We start from the raw sequence: 11,810 nt of genomic DNA on the forward strand, positions 1-11,810 counted from the left end.
ATCTTATCTTTTATATTTTTAATGTCTTTTCGAGGTGGCTAATAATCAGACATTTTTAATTACAATTCTTATTTGCTTTTTCTTTTAGGGTCATTGTACTCTCCAATTAAAGAGTAATATCCAAATGTTCCTAATCCCATAACGATAAGCGGAGTTAGTATAAATAGGATAATTGCACCAAATACCAAATCGTCCTGTTGGTCTGAAAGAAGTTTAGGCAAACCAAATTCAAAAACGCAAAAGTAAGCAGCAGCTGCAGCCAAAGCAATCCATAACGCCCCTAAAACTTGTTTAATCGCATTCATTTTTTTGTAAATTTTAAAGGTGAGTAATTTTGTTTTTGTTGTCAATATAAATCATTCCAATAACAAAGCAGATTCCAGCGATAATTATCGGGTACCATAATCCGTCCAGATAAAAATCGGTTTTGCCTGCTGTTTTGGCGTGTGATACAAAGTAAGTAGAGATGGCAGGAAGCAATCCTCCAAAAATTCCATTCCCGACATGATAAGGCAATGACATAGAAGTATATCTAATTTTGGTCGGAAACATTTCAACTAAAAATGCTGCAATTGGGCCGTAAACCATTGTTACAAATAACACTTGAATAAAAACCAGAAAAATTAAAGCCCATTTATCGTTCGAATTAATTAGAATTGAGACATTTGTTTGCACCTCTTTTTTCTCCATGTACGTTTTTTTCTCCGTTACGGTTGTACCGTCAGTATATTTTTTTTGAAGGGTTGTTACAGTACTTCCGTCAGCCTTCTTTTCGGTTGTTTCTCTGGAATTTTCGACTATTTCTATTTTGAGGCTAATATCTGTAGTTGTGTACATTGATTTGTAGATAGGTCTATAGGATAAAATAGCTATAAGCATTCCGAACATCATAATATATTTGCGTCCAATTTTGTCGCTTAGCCATCCAAAAACAATAAAAAATGGAGTTCCAATTAAAAGAGCAATCCCTAACAGTTCGTCTACTTGAGAAGAGTCAATATTCATTACCGTTTTCATGAAACTCATGGCGTAGAATTGTCCTGTATACCAAACCACACCTTGACCCATTGTAGCTCCAAACAAGGCCAAGAGAACAAATTTTAAATTATATCTATTCCCAAAACTTTCCTTTAGCGGATTCGTGCTTGTTGTTCCTTCTTTTTTTGCTTTCGCGAAGACGGGAGATTCGTCCATGTTTTTTCTAATCAAATAGGAAACACCAACCATAGCGATCGAAACCCAAAACGGAACACGCCATCCCCATAAATCAAAAGCTTCTGCAGAAAGCACACTTTTGGTTGCCAGAATAACCATTAGCGAAATAAATAAACCAACAGTAGCGGTAGTCTGAATCCAAGAAGTCCAATATCCTTTTTCTCCTGCTGGTGCGTGTTCGGCGACATACGTTGCAGCACCACCATATTCGCCTCCAAGAGCAAGTCCTTGAAGCAGGCGTAAAATCAGAACTAATAAAGGAGCCAGAAAACCAATCGTTTCATAGCTCGGAATACAGCCAATTAAAAAAGTAGAACCACCCATTAATAATAAGGTAGCCATAAAAGTATATTTACGACCAATAATATCGCCAAGCCTTCCAAAAAATAAAGCGCCAAAAGGACGAACAACAAATCCAGCTGCAAAAGTGGCTAACGTAGACAAGAATGCTGCGGTAGGATTGTCACTAGGAAAAAATTTAGTTGAAATTACAACAGCCAGACTGCCGAAGATATAAAAATCGTACCATTCAATCATGGTGCCCATAGAAGAGGCAGAAATCACTTTCCAAATGCCCTTAGTAGAAGTTTTGCTCATAAAACAACTTTGAGATCTTGTTAATAATTGAAATCTAAAAATACAGTTTTACGAATATAGAAGATATTTTTTTATCCACTTAATACTTTTTTAACAAAAACTATTTATTTGTTGACATTAATATTTAACCGCAAAGAGCGCAAAGAAAAAACGCAAAGGTTCGCAAAGTTTTATTTCAAGCTTTGCGAACTTTTGCGGTTAAACTAAACGCAAAGCTTTGTCTTTATAGCTTTGCGAACTTTTATAAGTCTTACTTTAAAAAGAATCTTAGCGCCCTTTGCGTAAATTCTTAACGCCCTTTGCGGTTAAACTAAACGCAAGGTTCGTAAAGTTTTGGAATTTGGAATTTAAAAATTGGAATTTGTTTAAAAAGAGTATAAAAATAAAAAACCCACTCGTTTGAGTGGGTTTCGTGGTACCTCCAGGGATCGAACCAGGGACACATGGATTTTCAGTCCATTGCTCTACCATCTGAGCTAAGGTACCGTGCTTGTTGCGGGTGCAAATATATAATCATTTTTGGTTTGTGCAAAACATTTTTTAGAAAAAATCAATTCGTATCTTCGCAAAAGCAAAAATATAAATATGATTTTAACGGTCGATGTTGGCAATACCAGAATTAAAGCATCTGTATTTGAGGGTAATACTTCTCTAGAAAATTTTGTTTTTGATAAAAATGAAATCGAAAAAAAAATTAAAAATATTTTAGAAAAATATCCAAAATGCTCCGATTTGGCTGTTGCTTCAGTCGGAAGTATCGAAAAACAATCCTTTTTAGCTTTCGAAAACAGACTAAAAGTTCATTTTTTCACTCACGAAGACATTTTTCCTTTCCATAATAAATATGCAACGCCAAAAACTTTAGGGATAGATCGAATGATTTTGGCGGCAGGAGCAACACTGCAATTTCCAAAACAAAACCGTTTGGTTATAGATGCAGGAACATGCATTACCTACGATTTTATCGACGAAAATGACAATTATTTAGGAGGAGCCATCTCTCCAGGCCTTCGATTACGATATGAATCACTACATAATTTTACCGCTAGACTGCCGTTACTAACCTTAGAAGAACCCGATTCTTATGTAGGAAACTCTACGGCACAAGCCATACATTCTGGGGTTGTAAACGGTTTCGTCTATGAGATTGACGGTTTTATCGATGAATATCGCAAAGAGTTTTCAAATTTTATCATAATTTTAACGGGAGGGGATGCAGATTTTTTGGCTAAACGATTAAAAAATACCATATTTGCCAATTCAAATTTCCTTCTGGAGAGTTTGAGCCAAACATATCAATATAAAATCGACAATGATTAAAAAAGTAATACTAAGCGCTTGTTTGCTTATATCGTTCGTTTCATTCGCTCAACAAGGTACTGCTTCACCTTATTCTTTTTTCGGAATAGGAGATGTGAGATTCAAGGGAACACTTGAAAACAGATCTATGGCAGGAGTTGCAGTAGAACAAGATACGATTCACTTAAATATAGAAAATCCGGCGAGTTATGCCAGCTTAATTCAGACCACTTTTACAGTTGGAGGAACATTTGCCACTTCTAATTTAAAAACGAGTTCTCAGTCAGAAAAAGCACAGCGTTCTACTTTTGATTATTTAGCATTAGGAATCCCAATGGGAAAATTTGGTGCTTCATTTGGTTTAATACCCGTGAGTTCTGTAGGGTACAAAATTCGTAACGACAATTCTGCTATAGAAGGAGCAACAAGCTCTCAGCTTGACGGAAAAGGTGGTGTCAATAAAGTGTATTTTGGTTTAGCATACAAAATAATTCCTGGCTGGAATATTGGAGTTGACGCACAATATAATTTTGGAAAAATTACAACAACCAGCGTAGAAGCTATTACGGGAGTTGCAAACGGAACCGCAGAAGTAAATACCTCTGAAATTTCAGGGACAGCATTTAGTTTCGGGACTATGTATCAGAAAAAAATATACAAAAAAGTTAGTTTGTTTTCTAGTTTAAGCTATTCTTTTGCAAGTGATCTGAATTCAGATAATACGAGAGTTATTTCGGTTCAAGGAGATCCTAGCGCTTATGCAGTTCCAACAGAATCAACTAAACTAAAACTTCCGAACAAATTAAGTATTGGTTTAGGTATGGGTGAAGCTAGAAAATGGCTTGTAGGAGCAAATATGACTTTTCAAGGAGATGGTCAGTTAGCTAACTATTATAATACCATGCCTAATGTGAGATACGAGAGTTATTCTAAATATGCTGTTGGAGGATATTACCTTCCAAATTATGCTTCTTTTACTAGTTACATGAGCAGAATTACCTATAGAGCTGGTTTGAAATACGAAAAAATTGGTCTGATTGTAAATAACGAATCAATTAAAGATATCGGAATGTCATTAGGGGCAGGAATTCCGATTCCTGGATCATATTCAAATGTAAATTTCGGAATCGAATTTGGTAAACGCGGTACGACTTCAGCAGAGTTAGTGCAGGAAAATTATGTTAATTTTAGTGTGAGTTTCTCTTTCAACGACAAATGGTTTGTGAAGAGCAAATACCAATAAACAATATATTTTATCTTTTAGAAGCTCATTACAATTTACTACATTTGGCAAATGAATTTACCAAAAAGATATAGTCTGATAGTTGTCACAGTTATTGCTGTGACACTATTTTTTGGATGCGAAAGTAATTTTAAAGAAGTTCAGAAAATTAACTTCTCAGAATTCGTTCCTGCCAGTGATGCCGATACTGTAAATATAAAATACACAGATTCTGGACGCATTACAGGAGTTTTGATAAGTCCGAAAATGCTAGATTATTCCAATCTTGAATTTCCATTTACAGAATTTCCTAAAGGAATCGACGTTACTTTATACGATAAAAAGCAAAAACGTACCTTTATAAAAGGCAATTATGCCGTTTCGTATAAAAATACTGGAATTATCGATTTGATTGGAAAAGTGAAAATTACTTCTGAAGCCGGTCAGATTTTAGAAACAGAACAATTGTATTTCGATCAGAAAAACGAATGGTTTTACACAGAACGAAAATTTAAATTGACTGATAAAAAAGGAGTTTCCCATGGTCAGGGAATAGATTTTAGCAAAGATTTTAAAGTGATCAATTCGCAGCGAATAACTGGTGAAATTGAATCTAACGAAGAATTATAATATTATGGGTTATTTAAAATATACACAATACGTTTACATCCTTTTTGCAGTTTTCTTTACTTACGATGGTTTCGTAAAGCTAAATGAAGGAGATGAGAGCTATCCTTTCTATTTTGTAATTGCAGGAATGGCAATTTTCATGTTCTTCTTTAGGAGAAGATTTCTTAACAGGCATAACGACCGTAACAAAAACCAATAAAAAATGGAAATTAGTATTATAATAATCTGTTTAATACTAGCCGCCTTTTTTTCTGGGATGGAAATCGCTTTTACATCCGCCAACAAAATTTATCTCGAAATAGAAAAGAAACAAGACGATTTCTTGTCTCGAATCTTAACCAAATTAACCGAAAATCCGTCAAAGTTTATTGCGGCCATGCTTATTGGCAATAATGTAACTCTGGTAATTTACGGTTTTTTTATGGGCGATCTTATATTAGAGTGGATTGCCTATTTTGGTTTTGTTTTTTCTGATTGGTGGAATGTGCTAATTCAGACACTTCTCGCAACATTTGTGGTTTTGCTAACCTCAGAATTTTTTCCGAAAGTATTTTTTCAGATTTATGCCAATTCGTTAATTAAAATTCTAGCGCTTCCGGCATATTTGTTTTACCGATTATTTTATTACATCTCTACTTTTTTTATCTGGATTGCAGATTTTGTTTTGAGTAAGTTTTTTAAAACAGAAGGAAGCCAAATCCATTTGTTTAGCCGTATAGAACTTGGCAATTATATAACGGAACAAATGAGTACGGTTGAAGAAGAAGATGAAGTAGATTCTGAAATTCAGATTTTCCAGAATGCATTAGAATTCTCAGGCGTGAAAGCTCGCGATATTATGACGCCTCGAACAGAAATTGTAGACATAGATTTGTTTGATACAGTCGATGATCTTAAAGCGATGTTTATAGAAACAGGCTATTCTAAAATTATAATAAGCCAGAATTCATTAGATGATATTGTGGGTTATGTTCATTCATTCGATTTGTTTAAAAAGCCGTCAACTATAAAATCGGTTTTAATGACGGTTGAATTTGTTCCAGAAACAATCTTGATTAAAGATGTCTTGAATTTGCTAATCAAAAAACGAAAAAATGTAGCAGTCGTTTTAGATGAATATGGTGGAACTTCAGGAATTATTACAATTGAAGATATTGTAGAAGAACTTTTCGGCGAAATTGAAGACGAACACGATTTAGACGAAGAATTGGTTGAAGAAGAATTAGGAGAAGGCAAGTATTTGTTTTCGACTCGATTGGATGTCGAATATTTGAATGAGACTTACAAATTGATGATTCCAGAAGAAGATTCTTATGGCACATTAGGAGGTTTTATTGTAAATCATACCAAAGAAATTCCGCAAAAAGGCGATAAAATCGTCATAGACAGGTTTCATTTTTCTATTGAAGAGGCTTCAAATAAGAAAATCGAACTAGTCAAATTAAGGATTAAAGAGTGATTTTTTAAATTAATGAAAAAAAAAGTTGAAAATAAAACGCTAGTTGTATTGTTATTAACTAGATAATTGTATTTTCGCAAACTGAATATAAAATTAACGATAATAAAATGGCAGTTTTAGCAAAAATTAGACAGCGTTCCGCTTTATTGATAGGAGTTATTGCACTTGCATTATTTGCATTTATAATACAAGATCTATTTACAAGAGGAACATTTGGTCAAAGTTCAAAAGATGTAGGAAGCATCGATGGAAAAGATATTTCATTTGAAGACTTTAGAGTTAAAGTTAGTAATGTTGAAAAAAGTGGGCAAGGTATAACTTCCACTGAAGCTGCAAACAGAGTTTGGGATCAAGAAGTTTCAATCGCTTTATTGTCAACGCAATTTGATAAATTAGGATTGAGAGTTGGTGAAAAACACATTTTAGAGGTTTTGAAATCAGATCCAAATATTGGTAAAAATCCAATGTTCTTAAACGCAGCAGGAATTTTTGATGTTGTTAAGTTTAAAGATTATTTTAAATCAAACCCAGAAGCGGCGCAATACATCTCTCAAAAAGAGAAAGATGCTGAATTGAATGCAAAGTTTCAAATCTATAATACTTTAATTAAATCAGGACTTTACACAACTGCTAGTGAAGGAAAATTAAAGTATGAAATGGAAACTAATAAAGTAAGTTTTGCTTTTGCAGCTGCTCCATATTCTTCTATTAAAGATAGTGAAGTAAAAATCTCTGATGATGAGATTGTAGCTTACATGAAGAAAAACGAGAAAAAATTCAAAGCAGATGCAACTCGCGAAATTCAATACGTTTTAGTTGAAGATAAAGCTTCTAAAGAAGATGAGGCTGAAATTAAAGCTAAATTAACTGCATTATTATCTGGAAGTGTTGTTTACAACGCAAAAACGGGTAAAAACGATTCATTGCCAGGATTTAGAAACGCAACAAACATTGCTGAATTTGTAAATGCAAATTCTGATGTTCCTTACGATTCTACTTACGTTCCTAAAAATGCATTGCCAGCAGTTGATGCTGATAAATTATTCAGCTTGCCAGCTGGAGCAATTTACGGACCATACGTTTACGGAAGATACTACGCAATCTCTAAATCTCAAGGATTTAAAGCTGGTGTTAATGCAAAAGCAAGTCATATCTTAATTGGTTACGAAGGATCTCAAACTCCAAACGCAAAAGAAAAAAGAACTAAAGAAGAAGCTAAAGCTAAAGCTGAAGAAATTTTAGCACAAGTTCAAGCTAATCCAGATAGTTTTATGATGTTAGCTTTTACAAGTTCTGATGATTCATCTGCACAGCAAGGTGGTGATTTAGGATATTTTGGACCAAACCAAATGGTAAAACCTTTCAATGATTTTGTATTCAGCAACGGAATTGGTAAAGTTGGTTTAGTAGAAACTGTTTTTGGTTTCCACATTATCAAAATTACAGACAAACAAGACGGAATTCGTTTAGCTACAATTGCTCAAAAAATCGAGCCATCTGAAGCTACTTCTGATAAAGTATTTACATTAGCAACTAAATTTGAAATGGACGCTGCTGATAAAGATTTTAATGCTGCAGCTAAAGAATTAGGTTTAAAAGTTGCTCAGCCAGTTAATGCAAAAGCTATGGATGAAGCGTTTGGACCTCTAGGAAACCAACGTAACATTGTAAGATGGGCTTTTGATAAAGAAACAAGCAAAGGAGATGTAAAACGTTTTGAGATCGCAAACATCGGACACGTTATTGCACAATATAAAGGTGAAAACAAATCAGGTTTAGTTTCTGTTGATATGGCAAGACCTTACGTAGAGCCAATCTTGAAAAACAAGAAAAAAGCAGAATTGTTAAAAGCTAAAATGCAAGGTTCAAGTATTGAGGCTATTGCTAAAGCTGCAGGAGTTGCTGTTCAGCAAGCTGCAGACGTAACTCTTGATAATCCAGTTTTACCAGGTGGAGTTGGACAAGAGCCAAGAGTTGTAGGTAATGCATTTGCTTTGACTGCAAACAAAATTTCTGCTCCAATTGAAGGAAATACAGGTGTTTATGTAGTGAAAAACATTAAAACTGTAAAAGCTCCTGCAATTGCTAACCACGCCGCTTATGTAGAAAAAGTAAAAGCTCAAAGTGCTAATGATGCAAGCAGAGTATTGCCAGCTTTGAAAAACAATGCTAAAATTGAAGATAACAGATTACAATTTAATTACTAATTAAAAAGTAATTCCTCTTATAAAAACCCGAAACGCTTATGTGTTTCGGGTTTTTTTCTTTTCCTAAGATATCTATAATTAATGTTTATATTTTTTTTGAGGTAATTTTCTTAATGTATATAGGAATAATCGAAATTTAATTTAAAAAACTTGTGATTTTCAAATTATTACAGTTAATTTGCTCGAATTTTTAATTTAACATATTTTTGGCTTTTGCTAAAAAGAAAATAAGAATCCATAAACAAAAGCTTTAATAATCATTATTTAATGTTTTTTACTTTTAAGTTTTTTAGAAAGAAGCCAAGGGTATATACCAAAATAGAAAGTCATATTTATGGTATTATTATTGAGCTTTTAAAAGTGGCTAGCACCGACATCAATGTTGATGAATTGGGTGGAAAGTATTATTTGAGTAACGAGGAGCAGCATTTTAAAGTTACAATCTTAAGCAACGATAATGTGATTAGATTAACTAATACACATGATTCTGTTGCCGAAAAGTACGATAAAATTTTTGTAGAAGACGTTTTAAGAGCAGTAAAAGAAGAAAAACACCGCCGAATGGAAGTGGTTTATGATTCTATTACAAATAGTATCGAAAAAATGGCAGAACGCTTGCATAATAGGCTTATTGAGTCTAATGAGCAAGAAAGCAAAGCTGTTCGCCGTTTAGAGACAAAGCACATTAGAGGCAACAAAAGAGCTAATTAATTTGTTCCTGAAATTGATTTTATAAAATCATTTCTTCGTAAGTCAAAATTGTCTCATATCCTTTAGTAAAGAAATAATCCTTCGGATTTTCTTTAGAAACTACCAATATAAAATCACCGCCCCAAGCTCCAAGACTTTTGATCACACCATTAAAATTAGGGAAAACAGCCTCTTTTATAGTCTGCATTTCTAAGATATTACTCAAATGGATTTCGTGTTTCTGAATTGCCACAGCAAACTCTTTTAAAGTCTGGGCATGAAGAATTGCATCTGTAATTCGATTATTTTCTGCTACGCTTGCCGCTAAATGAATGCTTTTATGATTGTTGTAAGAGTGTATGGCTGATTTACTATTTTGCTTTTTATTCAAATAAACAAAATAAAGATGTTCCTTAAAGTCAGGATTAAATTCAACTTGCTTTACAAAATTATCTTTAATTCGATATAAAACTGGAGTATTGTTTTGCGCGCACGCAATATCATAACCGCTGCCGCCAAAGCTATTATTAAGCAAAGTAAAAGCATTAGTTTCTGTCCATTGCGCAATATTGTTGATCAAGGTTGAAGAAGTACCCAATCCCCAGTTTTTTGGAAAACTCAAATGTGTGCTTACTTTGTATCCACTAGCACTATCAATAAATTTTGGATTCAAAATATAAGCCTCGTGCAGAATATTTACTAAAGTAGATTTTACGGTATCAATTTGCGGATCTGAACCTTTTATAACTTCATCAAAAGATATAGTTTCTTCAAACCATAAATGCTGGTCGTGGTCGTAACTTTTCCATTCAATTTGTTTGTCTTCAGAACTTTCAATTACTAAATCCTGACCAAATTTTGTAGGTAACGCAAAAGCATCTGCTCCGTCTAAAACAAGATATTCTCCAGCTATAAAAAGTTTTCCGTTACTATAAAATGTTTTCTTCATTGTTGTATAAATTCCAATATTTTAAATTCCAAATTCCAAGACTCAAATTCAAATTCCAAATTCTGTTATTTTTGGAATTTATTTAAAAATTAAAATGTTTGGAATTTAACTTTCGTTATTTTCTAAGGTTTTCAATAAATTCTACAACAGCACTATGAGAAACGGCTGTTTTTTTGAAATGCGTTTTAATTAAATGCCGCTCTTCATCTGTAGCTTCAAATTGATTGATAATGTTGTTCAAGTGCATTTTCATGTGGCCTTCCTGAATTCCGGTGGTAGTTAAAGAGCGTAATGCTGCAAAATTTTGCGCTAAACCTGCAACAGCTACAATTCCCATTAATTCTGGGGCAGAAGGTTTTTCTAAAATATCCAGACATAATTTCACCAAAGGATGCAAAGAAGTTAAACCGCCAACGGTACCAACTGCAAGAGGAATTTCAAGCCAAAAAGTAAAAATTCCATCTTCGATTTTCGCGTGAGACAAACTTGCGTATTGACCATTTCTAGAGGCATACGCATGTACACCCGCTTCTACAGCTCTAAAATCATTTCCAGTAGCCAGAATTACAGCATCGACACCATTCATAATGCCTTTATTGTGTGTAACGGCTCTAAAAGGCTCTATTTCTGCAATTTGCACGGCTTGAACAAATCGCTCTGCAAATTCTTGCGGATTCGTAATATGTTTTTCTGCTAATTCTTCAATTGGGCAAGAAACTTCAGCTCTAACAAGGCAATGCGGCACATAGTTAGAAAGAATACTCATTATGACTTCCAGCTTTTCATTATTTTGGCATAAGTCAGAATTTTGAGCTTCTTCTTTTAAGGTCGAAGCAAATTGCTCTAAACAAGAATTTATAAAATTAGCTCCCATGCTGTCTTTTGTCTCAAAAGTAGCATGAAGCTGGTAGTAATTTTCTAGTAAACTTCTTTTGTCTTTTAGCTTAATATCTAAGATACCTCCGCCACGCTGCTGCATGTTCTTGGTAATGCTTTGCGTTTCAGAAAAGAATTTTGGTTTGATTTCATCAAAAAACTGAGCTAGTTTTTCAGCATTCCCACTATAGGTAAAATGCACTTGGCCAATTTTTTCAGTATCGATTATGGTAGCTTTGAAACCGCCTCTTGTTGACCAGTATTTTGCTGCTTTTGAAGCTGCTGCAACAACAGAACTTTCTTCAATAGCCATCGGAATGGTTTTGTATTTTCCGTTGATTAAAAAGTTAGGAGCAACTCCAAGAGGGATATAAAGGTTTGTAATCGTGTTTTCTATAAATTCATCATGAAGCTGCTGAAGCTTTTCGTCTGAATTCCAGTAATTTCTTATAATATTTTGCGCCTCCTCAGGATTCGAAAAATATTCATTTGCAATCCAGTTAATTTTTTCTTTTTTGGATAATTTAGAAAATCCAGCAACAGCGTTGTTCATTCTCAATATATTAAATAATAATGTTGCGGCAAAGATACTATTTTAAGAGTTTTGTTTGCAATCTATTTTGAAGATCGAAATACGCAATCGTTATTTTTTTTAACATTTAACAC

11 protein-coding genes and 1 tRNA gene are annotated in these 11,810 nt (G+C 33.8%); 7 read left to right on the forward strand and 5 right to left on the reverse strand.

All coding sequences use genetic code 11. The features are described 5' to 3' along the window. Window positions 1-68: 68 nt before the first annotated feature. The 3 genes from AC3E9W_RS04505 to AC3E9W_RS04515 all read right to left on the reverse strand — a co-directional run bounded on the left by AC3E9W_RS04505 (window position 69) and on the right by AC3E9W_RS04515 (window position 2,298). The gene (locus tag AC3E9W_RS04505; protein WP_488767152.1) at window positions 69-305 is read right to left on the reverse strand and encodes a DUF6814 family protein; all 237 of its coding nucleotides are present in this window, start codon (window positions 303-305) and stop codon (window positions 69-71) included. Between the two features lie 13 nt (window positions 306-318). Further along, window positions 319-1,812, reverse strand: a complete 1,494-nt coding sequence (locus AC3E9W_RS04510) for an MFS transporter (protein ID WP_488767153.1) — start codon at window positions 1,810-1,812, stop codon at window positions 319-321. A gap of 413 nt (window positions 1,813-2,225) precedes the next feature. After that, a tRNA-Phe gene (locus AC3E9W_RS04515) sits at window positions 2,226-2,298 on the reverse strand. Between the two features lie 99 nt (window positions 2,299-2,397). On the opposite strand from AC3E9W_RS04515, the gene AC3E9W_RS04520 reads away from it, so the two are divergent. The 7 genes from AC3E9W_RS04520 to AC3E9W_RS04550 all read left to right on the forward strand — a co-directional run bounded on the left by AC3E9W_RS04520 (window position 2,398) and on the right by AC3E9W_RS04550 (window position 9,340). Further along, a complete protein-coding gene (locus AC3E9W_RS04520; RefSeq protein ID WP_456890954.1) occupies window positions 2,398-3,132 on the forward strand; it encodes a type III pantothenate kinase in 735 nt (244 codons plus the stop codon). Continuing rightward, complete coding sequence (bamG, locus tag AC3E9W_RS04525; RefSeq protein ID WP_488767154.1) at window positions 3,125-4,354, forward strand: BamG family beta-barrel-assembly machinery protein; 1,230 nt, start codon at window positions 3,125-3,127, stop codon at window positions 4,352-4,354. Before AC3E9W_RS04520 ends, bamG begins: the two co-directional genes overlap by 8 nt. A 51-nt stretch (window positions 4,355-4,405) precedes the next feature. Further along, window positions 4,406-4,963 (forward strand): LPS export ABC transporter periplasmic protein LptC, encoded by a 558-nt coding sequence (gene lptC, locus AC3E9W_RS04530; RefSeq protein ID WP_456890952.1) that lies wholly within the window; start codon window positions 4,406-4,408, stop codon window positions 4,961-4,963. Between the two features lie 4 nt (window positions 4,964-4,967). After that, on the forward strand, window positions 4,968-5,162 hold the full coding sequence (locus tag AC3E9W_RS04535; protein WP_306155716.1) for a hypothetical protein: 195 nt from the start codon (window positions 4,968-4,970) through the stop codon (window positions 5,160-5,162). Window positions 5,163-5,165: 3 nt separating this feature from the next. Beyond that, window positions 5,166-6,422 (forward strand): hemolysin family protein, encoded by a 1,257-nt coding sequence (locus tag AC3E9W_RS04540; protein WP_488767156.1) that lies wholly within the window; start codon window positions 5,166-5,168, stop codon window positions 6,420-6,422. 107 nt (window positions 6,423-6,529) lie between these two features. Next, on the forward strand, window positions 6,530-8,629 hold the full coding sequence (locus tag AC3E9W_RS04545) for a peptidylprolyl isomerase (RefSeq protein ID WP_488767158.1): 2,100 nt from the start codon (window positions 6,530-6,532) through the stop codon (window positions 8,627-8,629). 267 nt (window positions 8,630-8,896) lie between these two features. Continuing rightward, window positions 8,897-9,340 carry a hypothetical protein gene (locus AC3E9W_RS04550; RefSeq protein ID WP_456890946.1) on the forward strand — a complete coding sequence of 148 codons (444 nt, stop codon included), beginning with the start codon at window positions 8,897-8,899 and terminating at the stop codon, window positions 9,338-9,340. Window positions 9,341-9,359: 19 nt separating this feature from the next. Here the strand turns inward: AC3E9W_RS04550 and AC3E9W_RS04555 are convergent, their stop codons facing one another. Together AC3E9W_RS04555 and AC3E9W_RS04560 are read right to left on the reverse strand one after the other, a co-directional pair. Next, complete coding sequence (locus AC3E9W_RS04555; RefSeq protein ID WP_488767160.1) at window positions 9,360-10,268, reverse strand: GYDIA family GHMP kinase; 909 nt, start codon at window positions 10,266-10,268, stop codon at window positions 9,360-9,362. 115 nt (window positions 10,269-10,383) lie between these two features. Then, window positions 10,384-11,697 (reverse strand): hydroxymethylglutaryl-CoA reductase, degradative, encoded by a 1,314-nt coding sequence (locus tag AC3E9W_RS04560; RefSeq protein WP_488767162.1) that lies wholly within the window; start codon window positions 11,695-11,697, stop codon window positions 10,384-10,386. Between the last annotated feature and the right edge of the window lie 113 nt (window positions 11,698-11,810).

The sequence above is a fragment of the Flavobacterium sp. 38 genome, assembly GCF_057799715.1.